At 66.6% G+C, this 18,357-nt stretch carries 16 protein-coding genes; 4 read left to right on the top strand and 12 right to left on the bottom strand.

Annotated elements, in window-relative coordinates; genetic code table 11:
* Positions 1-91 precede the first annotated feature (91 nt).
* The 8 genes from QW887_RS05580 to QW887_RS05545 form a co-directional block, all read right to left on the bottom strand.
* Positions 92-670, bottom strand: coding sequence for a hypothetical protein (locus QW887_RS05580; RefSeq protein WP_315714382.1), 579 nt, complete (start codon positions 668-670; stop codon positions 92-94).
* Positions 671-813: 143 nt separating this feature from the next.
* On the bottom strand, positions 814-1,656 hold the full coding sequence (locus QW887_RS05575; protein ID WP_315714120.1) for a shikimate dehydrogenase: 843 nt from the start codon (positions 1,654-1,656) through the stop codon (positions 814-816).
* Between the two features lie 102 nt (positions 1,657-1,758).
* Positions 1,759-3,522 carry a SulP family inorganic anion transporter gene (locus QW887_RS05570; RefSeq protein ID WP_315714119.1) on the bottom strand — a complete coding sequence of 588 codons (1,764 nt, stop codon included), beginning with the start codon at positions 3,520-3,522 and terminating at the stop codon, positions 1,759-1,761.
* A gap of 94 nt (positions 3,523-3,616) precedes the next feature.
* Positions 3,617-3,919, bottom strand: coding sequence for a helix-turn-helix transcriptional regulator (locus QW887_RS05565; protein WP_315714118.1), 303 nt, complete (start codon positions 3,917-3,919; stop codon positions 3,617-3,619).
* Positions 3,920-4,125: 206 nt separating this feature from the next.
* Complete coding sequence (locus tag QW887_RS05560) at positions 4,126-6,174, bottom strand: elongation factor G (protein WP_315750067.1); 2,049 nt, start codon at positions 6,172-6,174, stop codon at positions 4,126-4,128.
* Positions 6,175-6,350: 176 nt separating this feature from the next.
* Entirely contained in the window at positions 6,351-6,827 is a 477-nt protein-coding gene (locus tag QW887_RS05555; protein ID WP_315714116.1) for a DUF992 domain-containing protein, read from the bottom strand.
* Positions 6,828-7,024: 197 nt separating this feature from the next.
* Positions 7,025-7,549, bottom strand: a complete 525-nt coding sequence (locus QW887_RS05550; protein ID WP_315714115.1) for a DUF992 domain-containing protein — start codon at positions 7,547-7,549, stop codon at positions 7,025-7,027.
* Between the two features lie 120 nt (positions 7,550-7,669).
* Positions 7,670-8,872, bottom strand: coding sequence for a pyridoxal phosphate-dependent aminotransferase (locus tag QW887_RS05545; RefSeq protein ID WP_315714114.1), 1,203 nt, complete (start codon positions 8,870-8,872; stop codon positions 7,670-7,672).
* A gap of 191 nt (positions 8,873-9,063) precedes the next feature.
* On the opposite strand from QW887_RS05545, the gene QW887_RS05540 reads away from it, so the two are divergent.
* From QW887_RS05540 to QW887_RS05525, 4 genes are all read left to right on the top strand, one after another.
* The gene (locus QW887_RS05540) at positions 9,064-10,296 is read left to right on the top strand and encodes a glycosyltransferase family 87 protein (protein WP_316194253.1); all 1,233 of its coding nucleotides are present in this window, start codon (positions 9,064-9,066) and stop codon (positions 10,294-10,296) included.
* Positions 10,297-10,489: 193 nt separating this feature from the next.
* Positions 10,490-11,140 carry a glutathione S-transferase family protein gene (locus tag QW887_RS05535; protein WP_315714112.1) on the top strand — a complete coding sequence of 217 codons (651 nt, stop codon included), beginning with the start codon at positions 10,490-10,492 and terminating at the stop codon, positions 11,138-11,140.
* 513 nt (positions 11,141-11,653) lie between these two features.
* Positions 11,654-11,848, top strand: a complete 195-nt coding sequence (locus QW887_RS05530; protein ID WP_315714111.1) for a hypothetical protein — start codon at positions 11,654-11,656, stop codon at positions 11,846-11,848.
* Between the two features lie 61 nt (positions 11,849-11,909).
* A complete protein-coding gene (locus tag QW887_RS05525) occupies positions 11,910-12,371 on the top strand; it encodes a GNAT family N-acetyltransferase (protein WP_315750064.1) in 462 nt (153 codons plus the stop codon).
* A 161-nt stretch (positions 12,372-12,532) separates the two neighbouring features.
* Here QW887_RS05525 and QW887_RS05520 read toward each other — a convergent pair whose 3' ends face one another.
* The 4 genes from QW887_RS05520 to QW887_RS05505 all read right to left on the bottom strand — a co-directional run bounded on the left by QW887_RS05520 (position 12,533) and on the right by QW887_RS05505 (position 18,294).
* On the bottom strand, positions 12,533-14,515 hold the full coding sequence (locus tag QW887_RS05520) for an AI-2E family transporter (RefSeq protein WP_316194252.1): 1,983 nt from the start codon (positions 14,513-14,515) through the stop codon (positions 12,533-12,535).
* A gap of 581 nt (positions 14,516-15,096) precedes the next feature.
* Complete coding sequence (locus QW887_RS05515; RefSeq protein WP_315714107.1) at positions 15,097-15,417, bottom strand: antibiotic biosynthesis monooxygenase; 321 nt, start codon at positions 15,415-15,417, stop codon at positions 15,097-15,099.
* Between the two features lie 136 nt (positions 15,418-15,553).
* Entirely contained in the window at positions 15,554-16,777 is a 1,224-nt protein-coding gene (locus QW887_RS05510; protein WP_316194251.1) for a DUF1501 domain-containing protein, read from the bottom strand.
* Positions 16,774-18,294 carry a DUF1800 family protein gene (locus QW887_RS05505; protein ID WP_316166512.1) on the bottom strand — a complete coding sequence of 507 codons (1,521 nt, stop codon included), beginning with the start codon at positions 18,292-18,294 and terminating at the stop codon, positions 16,774-16,776. Before QW887_RS05505 ends, QW887_RS05510 begins: the two co-directional genes overlap by 4 nt.
* Positions 18,295-18,357: the final 63 nt, after the last annotated feature.

The raw sequence follows: 18,357 nt of genomic DNA, 5'->3' as shown, positions 1-18,357 counted from the left end.
GCCCTAAACTCCTCCCTGGGGGTATGGTCCCTGCGTTCGCAGGGACGACACCGGCAACGGAGACGCAGTTGAGCACACAGAGAAAGGCAGGTCACATCGGCGGCGTCAGCCCATCGCGGCCGATGCTGACGCGGCTGGTCTCGAGCGAACCGTCAGGCAATTGCTTGACGGTGGCGATCACCTTGGCGCCGGCTTTCAGCTCGGACTTGTCGCCGGGCACGAAGGTGACGATCGGCGTGTCCGGCGTAATGTCGACGCGCTTTTCGCCCCCCTTGTACTTGACGAGCAGCGAGTGACCGTCGGTCGAGACCGAGCTTTCGGACACGGTGGCGTTGGTCATGCTCGAATTCGGCTTCAGGTCCCACGACCGCGAGCCTTCACCCGTTCCGCGCATGTCCTCGGGAAATATGTGGATCTCGACCGCCTTCGGCGCGCCATCCGGGCCGGGCACCGTGGTGGCGCCGATGAACGAGCCCAGCTTGATGTCGGAAAGCTGCGCCTTGACGACACCCGAGACGCGCAGATCACCGGCCATGCGCAGCTTGAAGATCTCGCCGCTGCGGGCTTTCACCGTCATCGTATTGGCGTCGACGCTTTCGATGGCGCCGCGCACGCGCGTCGGCACGGGGGCCTGCTGGGCGATGGCGAGCGCGGATACAGCCGCAACCATGGCGAGTGAAGCGACGGAACGGAACAGGATGAGACGAGGGGACATGCATGGCTCCGAGGGCGAGAGAAGATCATCCGCGTCCAATGCGGGGCTACGCGGACGCTCGATCAATGAGACGCCGACCATCTGCGCTTATTCCGCGCTCAAGCCCTTGTGAGATCGGCCTCGACCAGCGCGCGCAACTCGGGCGTGACCTGCGGACGGCGGCCGAACCACAATTCGAAGCCACGCACGGCCTGGTGCAGCAGCATGCCGAGTCCATCGGCAGTGCGCAGCCCCCTCGCCCGCGCCGCCGCGAGCAACTGCGTCTCCAGCGGCACGTAGACGATGTCGGCGACGACGGCCTGCTGCGGCAACAGCTCGACGTCGAGCTCGAGCGGCGGCTGACCGTGCATGCCGAGCGAGGTGGTGTTCACGAACAGGCCCGCGCGCGGCAGCAGCGCGCCGACGCGGTCCCAGCCTTCGGCAACGACATGGCTGCCGAACTGATCAGCCAGGGCTTGTGCGCGCGCCGCGGTGCGGTTGATGATGTGGACGCGGCCGATGCCGCGCTCGAGCAGGCCGAACACGACGGCCCGCGCCGAGCCGCCGGAGCCGAGCACCAGCGCCTCGTCGGTGCGGTCCCAGCCTGGGGCAGCGGCGTCCAGATTGCCGATGAAGCCTTCGACGTCGGTGTTGGTGGCCCGCAGGATGCGGTCCTCGTACCAGAGCGTGTTGGCCGCGCCGACGGCGCGGGCACGCGCGTCCGGCTCGCTCAGCTCCAGCACGCGCTCCTTGTGCGGGATCGTGACGTTGGCGCCGACGAAGCCGCGACGGTCGAGATGCATGACGAAGTCCGCCAGCTCTTCCGGCGGCACCGCCTCGATGGTGTAGCCGCCGGCAATGCCGAGCTCGTGCAGCCAATGATGATGGATCAAGGGCGAGCGCGAATGCGCGGCAGGCCAGCCGATCAGGCACGCAGCGCGGGGTTTGGCGGCAAGGGTCATGGCCGTGACATCGGACAAGCCCCGGCTGGAGTCAATGCTGGGGCGCGGCAGTCGCCCCCAGGCGCCATGGCCCAAACGGCGACGCGGCGTTGGGGCCGCGTGTCAGCTCGCGGCGAGCCCATCGGCGACGTCCGCCGGTGCCGTCTCCTTGCCCTTGATGTCGGCCACCGCGCGCTCGATGGTCTCGCGGTAGCGCACCAGCGGCGGCCGCACGCCATGGGTCAGCAGCGCCCGGCGCACGGTCGGCGAGGCGCCGGTGATGAACAGGCGGATGCCCTGGCGCTTGGCCTTGGCGGCAACGCGGCTCATGGCGTTGGCGGCCGTCGAATCCAGGAACGGCACCGCTGCGAAATCGACCACGAAGGCCTTGCGGCGGTCGGCGATCGAGTCGAGCACGGTGCCGACGGTCGAGGCGGCGCCGAAGAAGAACGCACCGGTGATGCGATAGACCAGCACGTCCTTGTCGGCGCTGAGCTTCGGATTGTACGGCACCCGCGCCTCATCCTCGAAGTCGGCGCGGTCCTTTGCGACCAGAGGCGACCCGTCCTCGACGCCGGTCATCTGCGCCATGCGGTTGATGAACAGCACGGCGCCGAGCGCGAAGCCGACCAGGATGCCCTCGGTGAGATCGCGGAAGACCGTCAGCCCGAAGGTCGCGAGCAACACCGTGGCATCGCCCCAGGACGATCGGATCAGGGTGGCGAACTCGTGCTTCTCGGCCATGTTCCAGGCGACAACGACGAGCACCGCGGCGAGCGCCGACAGCGGGATGTAGCTCGCCAGCGGCGCCGCGATCAGCATGAACACCAAAAGAAACAGCGAATGCAGCATGCCCGACACCGGTCCGCGGGCGCCGGCGCGAACATTGGTGGCGGTGCGCGCGATGGTGCCGGTGACGCAGATGCCGCCGAACAAGGCCGAGCCGACATTGGCAAAGCCCTGCGCCACCAGCTCGCAGTTGGAGCGATGGCGACGGCCGGTCATGCCGTCGGCGACGACGGCCGACAGCAGCGATTCGATGGCTCCGAGCAGTGCGAAGGCGATCGCGTCGGGGAACACCGCCTGGACCTTGGCGAGCGAGAACGCCGGCAACGCCGGCGCCGGCAGCTCGCGCGGGATACCGCCGAATTTCGTCCCAATGGTCTCGACCGGAAGCTGCAGCGCGAAGGTGATGATGGCCGCGACCACCACCGCGATCAGGATGCCGGGCCAGGTCGGCCGCAGATGCTTGAGGCCGATGATGATCGCGATCGACAGCGCGGCCGTCACGACCGCAGACATGCTCGCGGTCGGCGCGCCATGCGCGAGCGCCGTGAGCTTCGGAAGCAGCTCGCCCGGCTCCTTGCCCGCAAGCGTGATACCGAACAGATCCTTCAGCTGGCTGGCAAAGATGATGACGGCGATGCCCGCGGTGAAGCCGACTGTGACCGGATAGGGAATGAACTTGATGTAGGTGCCGAGCCGCAGATATCCGGCGATCACCAGCATCACGCCGGACATCATCGTCGCGATCAGCAGGCCATCGAGACCCTGGCGATCGACCGTCGCAGCGACCAGCACGATGAAGGCACCCGCGGGACCGCCGATCTGAAAGCGGCTGCCGCCGAGCAGCGAGACCAGGAAGCCGCCGATCACGGCGGTGTAGAGACCACGCCCCGGCGAGACACCGGAGGCGATCGCGATCGCCATCGACAGCGGCAGCGCCACGATCGCCACCGTCAGGCCCGCCAGCGCGTCGGCGCGAAAGTCGCTGAGGCCGTAGCCCTCGCGCAAGACCGTCAGGAGTTTGGGGGAATAAAGCTCGGCGAAGGTCGGCTCATGATGTCCGACCCGCCCGTGCGAACGGTGTTCGTTTGCGATGCTCATGCCCATCACGCTCCCGTCGCCTCATCGGGCCGCGGCGCAGCCGACGATGCGTCCCACACGAAGCGCCCAGGGGCCCCGTGCCCGCGCGATGAGCCTAGCTTGCGTCATCGCGCGCGATGTCAGTTTGACGGCCCATGCGGCGGGGCGGCCCCGGGTCCTTCAGGCGAACACCACGCCCGCCGTTCTCGCTGCGGGAATGCTCACCGATCAGATCCACGCCCGCGCGATTGAGCGCATCGACGACCTTGGTCAGCGAGTCCACCACGCCGCGGACGTTGCCCGTGGAGGCTTCCATCCGCTGGATCGTCGGCAGCGACACGCCGGCCAGCTCGGCCAAGGTTCTCTGATCTATCCCGAGCAGCGCTCGCGCTGCCCGCATCTGGAACGACGTGATCACGCTGGCCTCACGTGGCAGACACCATAAATGATGTCTGAGACAAAGACAATGATGTAAAATACATCACAAACTGATCTCGGACGCAAGCTGGAACCCGGCCCTCGCCGTTTGTTCCCTGCGCGCGCGAGCAAAGGTCCCGACGCGATCCGGCCCGCCATCCCGAGAGAGGATGACGGGCCGGCGCTGTTCGGCGCGGAGCGTTCGGCTCAGGCGGCGTCGCGATGGGAGGCGATGATGTGGTCGGCGGCGCGGCCGGTCACCTCGGCCATGTGGTCGAATTGGCGGGTGAAGCTGCCGGCGCCGGCCGTCGCCGAACGCAATTCGACGATCAACTCGCCGATCTCCGCCTCCGGCATCATCGCCCGGACGCAGTCCCAGCCCGGCCAGCCGTCACGGGTATCGAAGGACAGGATCTGGCCGCGCCGCGCCGAGAGGATCGCATTGATCCTGGCGGTCGCCTCCGTCGGGCAGACGATCTCGACGGTGTGAATCGGCTCCAGCAGCACCGGCTGGCATTGCGGCAGCCCCTCGCCGACGCCGACCCGCGCCGCGGTGCGGAACGCGAGGTCGGACGAATCCACGCTGTGATAGGAGCCGTCGGTGAGCGTCACCTCGACGTCGATCACCGGAAAGCCCAGGGGGCCGCGGGCCATTGCGTCGACGACGCCCTCCTCCACCGCCGGGATATAGTTGCGCGGCACCGCGCCGCCGACCACCTTCTCGGCAAAGCGGAAGCCTTCGCCGCGCGGCAGCGGCCTGATGTCGAGCACCACGTCGCCGAACTGGCCGTGGCCGCCGGACTGCTTCTTGTGGCGGCCGCGCTGCGTGATCGGCTTGCGGATGGTCTCCTGGTAGCCGATCGCGGGCTGGTGCGATTTGACGTTGACGCCGAAGCGGTCGCGCAGCCGCTCCAGCGCGACGCGCAGATGCATCTCGCCCTGCCCCCACAGCACGGTGTCGTGGGTGCGCGGGTTCTGCACCATGGTCAGCGACGGATCCTCCTCGTGGAGCCGCTGCAAGGCCTGGCCGAGCTTGACGTCATCCTTGCGGTCCACGGCGGCGATCGAGAGCGCCAGCACCGGCGGGCACGCCTCCACCTTTGCCAGCGGCGGTGGTGCCGTCTTGCCGGTCGCAACCGTATCGCCGGTCTTGACCGCATCGAGCTTGCCGAGCGCCACCGTGTCCCCGGCCTGGGCGCCCGCGCGCTTGCTGTCGTAGGCGCCGGTGGCAGCCAGGATGCCGGACACGCGCGCCGCCTCGCCCGAGGCGGCATGCAGCGTCGCGCCGTCGTCGAGATGGCCGGACAGCACCCGCGTCAATGACAGCTTGCCGCCATGCTGCAGATGCAGCGTCTTGAAGACATAGCCGAGCGCCTCCTTGGTGTCCTTCACACCGAGCCGCTGCGCGGTCTCGGCGATTCCGGGCGCCTCGTGGCGCAGCGCCTTCATCAGCCGCAGCACGCCGTTCTCGCGCAACGCCGATCCGAGCAGCACCGGGCAGATCAATCCCTCGCGCAATTCGCGCGCCAGATCGTCGAACACGGCGTCGCGCGGCGGCGGGATGTCCTCCAGCAGCTGCTCCATCAGCGAATCGTCGTGATCGGCGAGCTTCTCCAGCATCGAGAAGCGCGCCTCCTTCTCGCGGTCGAGATCGCCGCCTTCGAGCGCGATCACCTCGGAGGCCTTATGCTCGCGATAGATGAAGGCGCGCTCCAGCGCGAGGTCGACGAACCCTTCGATCAATTCGCCGTTCCAGATCGGGATCTGGCGCAGCACCAGGGGCACGCGCGAGGCCGGCTGCAATGTGGCAAGCGTCTCCCTGATCCGCGCATTGGCGCGGTCGATCTTGTTGAGAAACAGGAAGCGCGGAATGCGCAGCTCCTCGAGCTCGCGCAGGATGATCTGCAATTGCGGCAGCTTCTTCTCGTCCGCCTCGCAGACCACGATGGCGGCATCGACCGCCGGCAGCGCGGCGCGCATGTCGTGGATGAATTCGATCGAGCCAGGACAGTCGAGGAAGGTGTAGCTGTCGCCCATGAAGGTCGTGGTCGCCGCCGTCATGGCGACGCTCATCTTGTGCTGACGCGCCTCCGGGCTGGCATCGCCGACGGAGGTGCCGGCGTCGACGCTGCCCGCGCGCGGGATCGCGCCGGTCCGCGCCAGGATCGCCTCCAAGAGAGTGGTTTTACCGCTTTGGAAAGGGCCCACCAGCGCGATGCACCGTGGACCTCGGGGACTTCTCAGGTCTTGTCCCATTCGCCGCCTCCTCGTTGTGGAGCTCGGCCCTTGATTGGGTCGGCAAAGCCGAATGCTCTGCCTCGGCTGCCGCTTTGGCAAGCAGGCGGCCTGCGAAAAACGTTGCTGCAGTGCGGGGGATCGCGCCGTCTTCCCGCACGATGGCGGGAAGAGCGCTGTTCACGGCAAAGGGAAGATCACCGCCCCGGGCGCAATTCGAGGCTTTGCAGCCCCGCCGAGACGCTGAGGCCGACCTGGCCCTGGACGCTGAGCGGCTGCAGCGCGATCGAGTTGGCGGAGCCGCCGACCAGCACGTTGCCGCCGACACCGACGCCGACCGCGGCCGAGCCCTGGGCGCCGGCATAGTCGCCGGAGAGATCGCCCGGCCCGAGCCGCGCGACCGGTGCATAGACCACCCAGGCCAGCAGCGATTCCTGGGTGATGCCGAGATCGAGGCCGACCTTGCGGATGGTCGCGACGTAGCGGTCCTCGGGCAGGCCGTCGGCGCGCAGCACGCAGCCGAGATGGGTCACCGAGCCGACGATGAAGCCGACACTGGCGCCGCCGCGGCATTCGAGGACACCGACCCGCACGCGATCTTGCGCCTGGGCAGCGCCGGTGCCGGTGCAGAGGACGACCGCAGCGGCGAGCCCGGCGAGGATGGTCGAGCGCATGAATAAAACTCCGGCTGAAATGAACGTGTGATGCAGACCCGTCGATCGGACGCACGATCACAGGGCACCACGTCTATGCCACAAGCCTTACAGTCGCACCAGATTCGGCGCGCCGTCGGCACGAGCCGGCGCGCCGACGCAGGCAGCGATTGCGACGCGTTCGCCTGAACGTGTCCGAGTCTCTCCGATCGAGCGCCTCAGCGATAGAAACGCGAGAAGTAGGACGATGAACGGCTCGGGCTCGGGTGGATCGGCAGCAGCGGCACCAGCTCGACCTCGGTGATTCCGGCAGCGAGGTTCAAGCCGGTCTGCCCCTGCAGGCTGATCGGCTGCAGCGCCGCGGCGCGATCGGTGTCGCGCACCAGGAAGCTGCCGCCGAAGCCGACCAGAGCGGCAGCGTTGGCGGACAATCCGCCATAGCGCCCGCGCAGCTCGCTGCGGCCGAAATCGTTGACCGGTGCGCTGACCGCCCACGCCATCCTGGTCACATCCGTCAGGCCGAGATCGAGGCCGTAACGCCGGACCTTGGCGACATAGCGCTCCGGCTGGCGGCCCTGACTGCGAAACACGCAGCGCAGGCGGGACTGGGACATCACGAGCCTGCCGGAGGTCTTTCGTCCCTCGCATTCGAGCACGCCGGCGCGCATCGGCCGCCCCTGATGGGCCTGCGCGAGCGGCACGATCATCACCATCAACGCGATCGACAGCAGAAGCAGCCGCATCGAACTCCAACCCTACGCCACCAGACTTGTCGGCCGACAAAAGAAAGGCGCCATGTTCAAAACATGGCGCCTTTCGGCCTGGAAATTGGCTTCTGGTGTTTCGAGAAGGATGTTGCCCGATTACCTCAGATTGCCGCAGAAGCGCTGGATTCGCTTGCAGGCGTCCTCGAGGTCGGAGGTCTTGGTCGCGTAGGAGATGCGGAAGGCCGGGCCGAGGCCGAAGGCCGAGCCCTGCACCACGGCGACGCCCTCCGTCTCCAGCAGCTCGGTGACGAAGGCCTCGTCATTGTCGATCACCTTGCCCGACGGCGCGGTCTTGCCGATCGTCCCGGCGCAGGACGGATAGACGTAGAACGCGCCTTCCGGCCGCGGGCATTCGATGCCATTCGCCTGGTTCAGCATCGACACCACGAGGTCGCGGCGCTCCTTGAACACCTTGTTGTTGGCCGGGATGAAGTCCTGCGGACCGTTCAGGGCCTCCACCGCCGCCCATTGCGCGATCGAGCACGGGTTCGAGGTCGACTGCGACTGGATCGTCGCCATCGCCTTGATCAGGTGCGCCGGACCGCCGGCATAGCCGATGCGCCAGCCGGTCATGCAATAGGCCTTGGAGACGCCGTTCACGGTCAGCGTGCGGTCGAACAGCGAGGGCTCGACCTGCGCCGGCGTGGTGAACACGAAGTCGTCATAGACGAGGTGCTCGTACATGTCGTCGGTCATGATCCAGACATGCGGATGCTTGACCAGCACCTCGGTGAGCGCCTTCAGCTCGGCCTTGGTGTAGGCCGCGCCGGTCGGGTTCGACGGCGAGCACAGGATCAGCCACTTGGTCTTCGGCGTGATCGCCTTCTCCAGCGCCTCCGGCTGCAGCTTGAAGCCGTGGGCGGCGGTGCAGACCACCGGCACCGGCTCGCCGCCGGCGAGCGCGACCATCTCGGGATAGCTGACCCAGTACGGCGCCGGGATGATCACCTGGTCGCCGGGATTGATGGTCGCCATCAGCGCATTGTACAGCACCTGCTTGCCGCCGACGCCGACGATCACCTGGTTCGGCTTATAGGTGAGGCCGTTCTCGCGCTGGAACTTGCCGATGATGGCTTCCTTCAGCTCGGGGATGCCGTCGACCGCGGTATACTTGGTCTTGCCGTCCTGGATCGCCTTGATCGCGGCCTGCTTGATGTTGTCGGGCGTATCGAAATCCGGCTCGCCGGCGCCGAGGCCGATGACGTTGCGGCCCGCCGCTTTGAGGACGCGCGCTTTATCCGTGACCGCGATGGTCGCGGACGGCTTCACACGGTCGAGCGCAGCGGCGAGAAAGGACATCATCAGCTCCTATGCAGGCGTCGTGGATCACCCCCTCGGGGCCACGACCAGTCATGTCAGGGAAACGCCCATTTGTAGGGCCCCCAGCGCTGCATCGCAAGAAGCTTGGGCACATGGCTCCCAAGACTTTAGAGAACGTTAAAGCCGCCCCGTTAGCGTGGACCGACGATTATCCAGAGTCTCAGGCCGAAATGACCACTATCGGGTACGCCCTGCGATCCGGCGACTGGCTGACGGCCACGCGGATCAAGTCCTACAGCTGGATTCTGCTCGCGGTCACGATCGCGGCAATCGCCGGCTGGATCGCGCTGTCCGATGGCCTGGTCGACCGCAACGGCAAGCCGATCGGCACCGACTTCTCCAATGTCTATGCGGCAGGCGTGCTGACCCTTCAGGGCAAGGCGGCCGATGCCTATGATCCGCCGCTGCAGCATGCGACGGAAAAGGCCGTATTCGACGGCCGCGACGTGCCGTTCTTCGGCTGGCACTACCCGCCCTTCTTCTTCGCGATCGCCGCCATCACCGCCCTGCTGCCCTATGCCGGAGGGCTCGCGCTCTGGGTCGTGTCGAGCCTGCTCGCATACCTCGCGGTCATGCGCGCAATCCTGCCGCGTTCCGGGACCCTGCTGGTCGCGACCGCCTTTCCCGCCGTGTTCGTCAACATCGGTCACGGCCAGAACGCGTTTTTCACCGCGGCGCTGCTCGGCGGCGCGCTGTTGCTGATGGAGCGCGGCCGGCCGTGGGCGGCCGGCTTCCTGATCGGCCTGCTCGCCTACAAGCCGCAATTCGGCGTGCTCATTCCCGTGGCGCTGCTCGCAGGCACGCGCTGGCCGACGATTGCTGCGGCAGCCGCCACGGTGGCCGCGCTGGTCGCGATCAGCTTCGCCGCGCTCGGCAGCGACGTCTGGCACGCTTTCTTCCAGTCGATGACCTTCACACAGAGCGTCGTGCTCGAGCAAGGCGGCACCGGCTGGGAGAAGATCCAGTCGGTGTTCTCGGCCGCGCGTCATTGGGGCGCCGATATCAGGTCCGCCTATGCGCTGCAGAGCCTGCTGGCGCTGTCGCTCGCGGCCGGACTTGCATGGCTGTGGCAGAGCGAGGCCGCGTTCGATCTCAAGGCTTCGGCACTGGCGAGCGCGAGCCTGCTGGCGACGCCCTACGTGCTCGACTACGACCTCGTCGTCGTCGCGGTCGCGATCATCTTCTTCGTCCGGCACGGCCTCGCGCACGGCTTTCGCGACTACGAGCTCAACGTGCTCGCGGCCGCCTGGATCGTGCCGCTGCTCTCGCGCAGCGTCGCCGGGCTGACGACGATACCGCTGGGCCTCATCGTTCTGATGGCCCTGTTCGCGCTGACCCTGCGCCGCGCTCTCACCGATCGCGCCGTCGAGATCGGTGGACACGCACGCATCGCGCAGGCGTGATCTCGATTGTTTGAATCTATTGGAAAGTTGTTATTCGAGAGTGCAGTGCAGTAGCGCATTTCGACTTTTTCCATCCGCCGGCTCTTGCAGCCTGCGCCCATCGGCATCATTGTCTGGCCGCATTGCGGGACGATCTGGCGTCTGGATGTGCGATGCGTCCAACCTTTGATTCCTCGAACTCGAAATCGGCCGGATGTACAAGCTCTATTCGATGCAGCGGTCAGGCAACAGCTACAAGGTCCGCCTTGCGCTCGCGCTTCTGAACGCGCCCTATCAGGCGATCGAGATCGACATCCTGCGCGGCGAGAGCCGCACGCCGGATTTTCTCGCCAAGAATCCCAGCGGCCAGGTGCCGCTGCTGGAGGTCGGCGAGGACCGCTTCATCGCCGAATCGAACGCGATCCTCTGGTATGTCGCCGGCGGCACGCCGCTGGTGCCAGAGCAGCGCATCGAGCGTGCCGAAGCGCTGCAGTGGATGTTCTTCGAGCAGCATGCGCTGGAGCCGAACATCGGCGCCGCCTATTTCTGGCTGCTGCTGGTCAAGGGCGGGCGCGACCTGCAGACACATGCGCTCGAGGACTGGATGGAGCGCGGCTACGCCGCGCTCCAGGTGATGGAGAATCATCTCAAGAGCAACGACTACTTTGCCGCGAAGCAGCTGACGGTCGCCGACATCGCGCTCTACGGCTACACCCACGTCGCCGATCGCTGCGACTTCGACCTGTCGACCTTCCCGAAGATCCGCAACTGGCTGCGCCGCGTCGAACAGACACCCGGTTTCGTCGCGATGGATTGGCAGCCGGCACTGATCGATTCAGCCGGCATCGCCGCCGACTACGGGTGAGGCATTCACCGTAAAACTACTGGCTGTCCGTAGAACAGCGGGGAAAATACACGCATCGGCGGGAACAAACACCGCCAGCGCCATGTTCCTGCCTTTTTTTCCGATTTGCCGCCGCAATCCTGCCCAGCGCGACCTTAGAATTTACCTCTGCGAGTGATTCGCTCGCGGATGTATGGGTAAGGGATTTCGACTTCATGTCCGGGTGGCGTCTTGCTTCCGTTCCGAGGTTCAGTTGGGTCCGCGGCCATGCGTCGCCGCAGGAGTCGAACCACCGTAGAGGGCTCCGTACGCCCGTCAGCGGCTTTCACGACCACGCAACGCTCACCCTTTCGCCCAGCCTGACCACCGCCGTGGTCGCAACGATCGCGGCCAGCACGCTCTCGTTGGGTGTCAGCGTCACCATCGCGGTGGTGTCGATCCGCGCCGTCTTGTCGATGCCCGCTTAACAGGAAGCCATTTTGACAACCCTTCGCGGTTTTCGCGACAACAGGCGATGATTGTCTCGCGCACAAAATGGCGATGAAATCAACGGTCGTAATCGTTGCCGTGACCCTGGCACTCGCGATCCTGCTGGCGGCGTCACTGCTGATCCTGATCGAGCGGCGGGGCGAGCTCTCGCTCTCGCCGCTGACCGAGGAAGATCGGTCCGTCTATGTCGAGCTGGTACGGCCGCCCGCCGCCGAACCGGTGCAGCCCGTCCCGGATTGATCGCCAACGCGGCTGCGCGTATCGAAGGTCCGTCGAGATTCAAACGGACGGCGAAGCCTTCATGCACGAAGCACTCACTGTGCGCGCCATCGCGCGCGACGACCATGATCACTGGCTGCCGCTCTGGGACGGCTACAATGCCTTCTACGGCCGTTCGGGGCCGACGGCGCTGCCGGCCGAGGTGACCGCGATGACATGGTCGCGCTTCTTCGATGCCGACGAGCCGGTCCATGCCCTGGTCGCCGAGAGCGGTGGCGAGTTGATCGGCTTGGCGCACTACCTGTTTCATCGCGCCACCACCACGATCGGGCCGCTCTGCTATCTCAACGACCTGTTCACGAGCGAGGCCGCCCGCGGCAAGGGCGTCGGACGGGCGCTGATCGAGGCGGTCTACCGCGAAGCGCGTCAGGCCGGTGCGCCGCGGGTCTATTGGCAGACGCACGAGACCAACACCACGGCACAGGCGCTCTACGACAAGATCGCCGAGCGCTCGGGCTTCATCGTCTACCGCAAGGCGCTGTGAACGGGCGGTGTCACGCCGCCGTCACGGGGCAGGCCTACGCTCCATCGAGCGCCTGATCATCCCCCGTCACCGGTCACGCGTTTCAGCGGTCCCCGTCAGTCGCCGTCTCTGACCGGGGCCGCATTTTTTTGTCTGGCCTTGGTCGTTGGACGTGGCGCGTCTCACGCTACGTTGGTCGTCGTGTTCTGCTGCTTCAATGGGACCTGCTGAGAAGCCTTCGCCTGCGCGACTTCGACGCACATTCTGACAGCCTCACCCATGCTCGCCGCGACCAGATCGGCCTTGGTGGCTTCCTGCAGCACCTTCGCGGCCTCCTGATCGACGTCGGCCGCGCAGCAGACCAACATCACTCTTGCCTTGGGGAGTCGTCGCTTCAAGCGACGAACGGAGTAGCGCATATGTGCAACGCCGGAATTGCCGATATAGATCAGGCAGGCAATCGCAACACCTGCGGGCTCGAGCTTGATGACGTTCGCCGTCGAGAGCGCCTCCGCTCCTGAGACCTTCGCGCCCAACCCGTGCACCGACGACAGTTGCGCGAGAATCACCGCCGCCGCTTCGTCGATCGGGGTTCGCCCGGCCACGCACAGGACCGGCTGCTCGCTCCGCCATCCTTCGGCGAGATTGTCCTTGCTGAGGATGGGTATCGTGTCGATTGCCCCACTGCTGGCCGAGCTGTCGACGGCCGATGCAGCTTCCGGATCGCTGGTGGTCTCGCGTTTCGCCAGCGGACCATCATTTTGATCGGAAAGATCGGCGGTCAACTCGGCGACGGCGTCACGGATCGTTGCAAGGCGATCATAGGCGAGCGCCCCTCGGTCGGCGTCGGCTTGGGCCAATTGCAGTCCCTTCACCGCGACCTCGTCGCAATAGGCAATCAACGAGCGCTCCTTCAAGAACTCCTCTGCCTTCTCGGCTGCTTCCGTCGGATCGTTCGCAAGCATGCGCTGGTAGAAGATCTCGGCAGGAGACAGCGCTGGACGATCACCGAACATGACGTCGAGGAACTCCAGGCGCTCCACATGTCGTCCGATGACGACCAGGCAGACCGTCAGCGGCGTCGCGAGCACCAACCCGATTGGGCCCCACAGCGCGGTCCAGAACGCGGCTGAAACGACCACCGCCACCGGGGACAGGCCCGTGCTGCGCCCATAGACCATCGGTTCGATCACGTGGCCGAGCAACGGCTCGACCACGAGAAACAGGGCCAAGGTCCAAATCAGCATCGACCAGCCAGGGTCGACCGCTGCCGCCAGAGCAAGCGGAAACGCCGCGGCGATGACGGCGCCGATATAGGGCACGAACCGAAGCGCTGCGGCGAGGATCCCCCAAAGGAGGGCGCTGGGGATGCCGATGAACCACAGACCGACGCCGATCACGACGCCGAATCCGCCGTTCAGGGCGAGCTGGGTGAGGAACAGCCGGCTGAGCCTGTAAGCCGCATCATCGAGCGCCGCCGTGGTGCGCTGCAGGTCGGATGAACCCGCAAGGCGAATGAGCCGATTCCGCAGGTCCTCGCGTTGAAGCAATATGAAGATCACGAAGATGATGATGATGCCGGTCGTCGCCAGCGGATGAATGAGCGGCGAAATCAGCGTGCGAAGACTGTCCAGCGCTCCGGGATCGGGCTGCCGGACCTCCACCGGGATCGGGGTCACAGGGACTGAGGAATTCGTTCGCAGTCCGCTCGGCAGCCGAGCCGCTTCCGGCTCTTTCGGTTTGTCGAGTTCCTTGCCCAGATCCTTGAGCATGTCCGATGCACGCTCGAGCGTCCCTCTGCCGGCTTTGGTGTCGCGGAACGACTGGATCTTGTTGCTCATCGTCGATTGATAGTTCGGCAGCTCACTGGCAAGCTGGGTGAGCTGGGTGGCGAGCAGGCTGCCCAGTGTAAAGATCACGACGAATGCGAGAACGACCACGCTGACGACGGCCAGTCCGCGCGGGGCACGAAGCCGCTGCAGTTGCGCGACCAATGGCGCCAATACGAAGCTGAGCAGGATGGCCAGGGCCACGGGGACCAGGATATCGCGACCAAAATACAGCAGCGCGATGATGATGACCGCAAAAATGGCGACGGCCAGCGCGCTGATCAGCCCGAGAACTTCCTCCGGGGTGCGGACCTTGAGCGGCTGTCTGATGATCATCGAATCTCTCTCCGAACGAGGAAGGGCAGCGCGCGTCGCTCATGCGGTCAGGCTGTCAACGTCGACGAAGGTGGCGCGTTGCAACGGAGGGAAGCTTCTGACGATGTCGCCGGCGCCGGTGGTCATATGCCGGAAGGTTCGTCCTCGATCCGAGCAACCATCCGGGCCTTCGCTAGAACAGAACGACCGAGGGCGCTGGCTGGCGCTGCCCGCCCTGCCGGACATTCGGCTTCCTGTTTCAGACACGCGATAACAGCCTCGTGAGGCTCCAGTTCCCGAGAGCGCCTGAGGTCGCATGCGCGTCTGCCGACGGCGACGACTGGTCAGCGTCGGCACACCGTCGCATCTCCGCGACTCAGCCGGAGCTTCACTGGGGCGTCGTCCTTGTTGATGTCAGCAGGTTCGGCGGTACGGCTTGCCCGGCGAGGCCCGGCGCGAGCAGCTTCCGAGGGCGCACGACCGGCGACCGTCCGGGTCCTGTCGGCCGCCGTGTCGTTCAGCGCAAATCAAGCGTCCGCTCGGCCGTGCTCAGCCAAGACGGATCGCGGAGACGGATCGCAATAGTGGGCTTTGTCCTTGTCCTACGTCTTGCTGCCCACCGTTTGGCGGACCTCGAACCCCTCGAACTGCGGCGGGCCGAGATAGTGCACCTTGGTGTCGCCGGCCCGGTGGTGCGCGGCGCGGAAGGCTTCGGACCTGGTCCAGTCCTCGAACGCAGCTTTCGACGCCCAGATCGTGTGCGAGGCATACAGCGTATGGTCCTCCGCTTCCGGTCCCTTCAACAAGTGAAACTCGACGAAGCCCGGCACCTTGTCGAGATGGCTGTCGCGCGACAGCCAGACCTGCTCGAAGGCGGCCTCCGAGCCCTTGGCGACGCGAAAACGATTCATGGCGATGAACATGCTGATCTCCTGAGGGGTGAATGCCGCAGGTCGAGGAGTAGCAGACTTCGCGGTGCAATGCGCCCGCGGCGGTGGCCGCTGATGCCGCGATGTGGAACGCTTCAGGGCCCCGATCAGGACATGGCGCAAGCGAGCCCTAGGCCACGAGCCCCTTGATCGGCTTCACGGCCGCGCTGTCCGGAAACACCGCGCCGCCGAGCGCGTGCTCGCCGATGCCGAGATGATCGGCGAGTACGCCCTTGAACACCGCGCGCAGATCCGTCGTCGGCGCAAGATCGCGTCCCTGGTAGAGGCTCGCCATCTTCAGCGTCGGCCAGTCGGCGATCACCCGCCCGCCCTTCACCGCGCCGCCGGCGAGCAGCGCAATCGTCCCGGTGCCATGATCGGTCCCCTGGGTGCCGTTGATCTTCGCCGTGCGCCCGAACTCGGTTGCGACCACCACGACCGTATCCCGCCAGCGTGGGCCAAGACCGCTCTCGAACTCGGCGAGCGCGCCGTCGAGGCCCGACAACAGCTGCGCCAGCCGGCCGATTGCGCCGCCTTCATTGGCATGCGTATCCCAGCCGTCGAAGGCCAGCGCCGCGATGCGCGGACCATCATCCGCCGCGATCAGCTTCGCCGCGCCGCGCGCGACCTGGCGCATCGCCGCGATCTGGTTGCCGCCCGGCTTGGGCTTCATGTCGTCACCGAACGCGACCTTCTCGAGCTTCAGCCCTTGCGACAGCGCAGCCGCCAATGCGGGATCGCGATGCGCATAGAGGTCGACCAGCCGCATCGCGGTGTCGTCATCGGCCTGCGGCAAGGTTACCGGCGCCCAGCCGACGGTGGGCGCTGCGCCGCGCAGCACCAGCGGTGCCGTCGGACCGACCGCGAGCGCGCCCGTGACGCGGGGGCCGCGCGGCAGCGCCTCGACTGCGCGGTTCAGCCAGCCCGATTGCACGCGGCCGGGACCGGCGAAGCCGCTTTCGAGTACGTCCTGGCCATCGAAATGCGAGCGCTCGCGATACGGTGTCGCGACCGCGTGAACCACGGCAGCCTGCTTGTCGCGATACATGCGCGCGAATTCCGGCATCGACGGATGCAGCGCAAAGAACGAGTCGAGCGGCAGCGCCGGAGTTGGTCCCGCCGTCGTCAGCGCGATCGCGCCATGCAGTCCGGCGTAGTCGGGATCCCCGACCGGCGCGACGGTGGCGAGGCCATCGAGCGCGCCGCGCAGGATTACGACGATCAGCCGCGGATCGCGCTGGTCGGCGGCGCGGGCGAATTTCGGCAAATAGCCCCACGCGGCGAAGGACGCGCCTGCCAGCAGCAAGTGGCGTCGCGAGGTCAACAGCGAGGTCGCGATCCGGTCCATCGTCATCTCCTCTGGAATTCCGGCGACATCAACAGCAGCGCCAGCGCCTGCTGGCGCGACTCCGCGCGCTCGATCGTGCGGCGTGTCTCGGTCGACGCAGCATCGCCGGCGACGAGCTCGAGCAGCTCGCGCGGATCGAGATTGTTGCCGAGTCGGCCGCCGAGCTGCGACGAGATGTCCAGCCGCAGCTTCATGCCTTCCGGCGCGGCCCACACCGCATTGGTATCAGCGAATCCGTTTGGTCCCGCGGGCGTCCACAACGGCTGGCCCAGCGTGTTCAGGGAAGTGAGATAGAAGCCGGGATCCTCCGGCACGCGCGCCAGCAGCCGGCCGCCGGCGACCAGGAACTCATAGGGCGAGCGGATCTTGGTGAGCGGCGCCGACCAGGCATCGTCGGAGTCCACCAGCGCCAAGGTCAGCGCCTTGAGGTCGCCATCGCTCCTCCTGAACACGGCTTCGAGTCGCGCGACGAGCGCGGGCGGCGGATCGTCGGCAATGAAATGACGTGCGAGCTTGGCGGCGATGAACTTCGCGGTCGACGGATGCCGTGCGATGTCGGCGAGCGCAGCTTCGCCCTGGGCGAGGCCATCATCCGCATAGACCCTGCCGAGCAACGTCTGCGGCCCCGGCTGATGCGCATTGGCATTGAACACGAAGCTGCCGGGCGCCGCGTTGCGGGTGTTGCGGCCGGCGAAGCTCCAGCCGGTGATGATGCGCGCCAGCGAGGTCACGTCCTCCTGGCTGTAGCCGCCGCCGACACCCAGCGTGTGCAGCTCCATGATCTCGCGCGCGAGATTCTCGTTGAGGCCGCGCTTGCGGTTCTGGCCGGCACGCGAGTCCGGTCCGAGCGATTCCTGGTTGTCGAGAAAGAACAGCATCGCCGGATGCTGCTCGACCGCCTTCAGCATGTCGACGAAGCGCCCGAGAACGTGCGGCCGGATCGCCTCGCGCTCGAACGCGCCGGCCCACATCCGCGCCAACTCGCCCTTGCCGGCGGAGATGCAGAAATGATTCGACCAGAACGCCACCAGCCGCTCGGTGAAGCCGCAATCGGCGAGCACGGCGCGCTGCAGCCGCGCCAGCGCTTCGGCACGGAAGGTCTTCTGGACGACGTTGGGCGGCTGCTGGGCTTGCGCGGGCTTTGCCGGCGCTCCCTGCATCGCGGATGCGGGGTCGGCACCGGCCGCTGGGGCCGCCGAGGGCGTTGCGGCCATGGCTTTGTCCGCGCCGTTCGTGGACAGGCCGCGCGTGGGGCTGGACGGATCCTGCGGCGCAGCCTCCGGCTTCGCGGCCTCGCGGGCCCGCTTGACCTCGTCCTGATAGGTGAAGACGGCAGCGGCGAGTGCTGCCGTCGGCTGCAGACCCGGCGCCTCCAGCAGCGCTCCATCGGGACGGCCGAGCTCGGCGTTGACGAAGCCGCGCGGGTCCGACGCCGCATTGACGAGATCGCCCGAGGCACCGCCACGCGCGCCGAAGCCGAAGCGATTCAATGCGACAAGAGCCGCTCGAGCATCACGCGCCATGCCACATCCTCGAGCCCGTCATCGCGGGAGCTCCCGAAACGCTGTGTTGCCGCGACCGCAGAC

Source organism: Bradyrhizobium sp. SZCCHNRI3052 (assembly GCF_032484895.1).
In the GTDB taxonomy this organism is placed as follows: domain Bacteria; phylum Pseudomonadota; class Alphaproteobacteria; order Rhizobiales; family Xanthobacteraceae; genus Bradyrhizobium.
This window is presented reverse-complemented; position numbering and strand designations above follow the sequence as displayed.

Bases quoted from the DNA above. Each gene is read 5' to 3' on its own strand.
- QW887_RS05550 (WP_315714115.1), bottom strand. From the start codon at position 7,549: ATGCGGCTGCTTCTGCTGTCGATCGCGTTGATGGTGATGATCGTGCCG.
- QW887_RS05555 (WP_315714116.1), bottom strand. From the start codon at position 6,827: ATGCGCTCGACCATCCTCGCCGGGCTCGCCGCTGCGGTCGTCCTCTGC.
- QW887_RS05540 (WP_316194253.1), top strand. From the start codon at position 9,064: ATGACCACTATCGGGTACGCCCTGCGATCCGGCGACTGGCTGACGGCC.
- QW887_RS05525 (WP_315750064.1), top strand. From the start codon at position 11,910: ATGCACGAAGCACTCACTGTGCGCGCCATCGCGCGCGACGACCATGAT.
- QW887_RS05535 (WP_315714112.1), top strand. From the start codon at position 10,490: ATGTACAAGCTCTATTCGATGCAGCGGTCAGGCAACAGCTACAAGGTC.
- QW887_RS05520 (WP_316194252.1), bottom strand. From the start codon at position 14,515: ATGATCATCAGACAGCCGCTCAAGGTCCGCACCCCGGAGGAAGTTCTC.
- QW887_RS05560 (WP_315750067.1), bottom strand. From the start codon at position 6,174: ATGGGACAAGACCTGAGAAGTCCCCGAGGTCCACGGTGCATCGCGCTG.
- QW887_RS05505 (WP_316166512.1), bottom strand. From the start codon at position 18,294: ATGGCGCGTGATGCTCGAGCGGCTCTTGTCGCATTGAATCGCTTCGGC.
- QW887_RS05530 (WP_315714111.1), top strand. From the start codon at position 11,654: ATGGCGATGAAATCAACGGTCGTAATCGTTGCCGTGACCCTGGCACTC.
- QW887_RS05580 (WP_315714382.1), bottom strand. From the start codon at position 670: ATGGTTGCGGCTGTATCCGCGCTCGCCATCGCCCAGCAGGCCCCCGTG.
- QW887_RS05515 (WP_315714107.1), bottom strand. From the start codon at position 15,417: ATGTTCATCGCCATGAATCGTTTTCGCGTCGCCAAGGGCTCGGAGGCC.
- QW887_RS05545 (WP_315714114.1), bottom strand. From the start codon at position 8,872: ATGTCCTTTCTCGCCGCTGCGCTCGACCGTGTGAAGCCGTCCGCGACC.
- QW887_RS05575 (WP_315714120.1), bottom strand. From the start codon at position 1,656: ATGACCCTTGCCGCCAAACCCCGCGCTGCGTGCCTGATCGGCTGGCCT.
- QW887_RS05570 (WP_315714119.1), bottom strand. From the start codon at position 3,522: ATGAGCATCGCAAACGAACACCGTTCGCACGGGCGGGTCGGACATCAT.
- QW887_RS05510 (WP_316194251.1), bottom strand. From the start codon at position 16,777: ATGACGATGGACCGGATCGCGACCTCGCTGTTGACCTCGCGACGCCAC.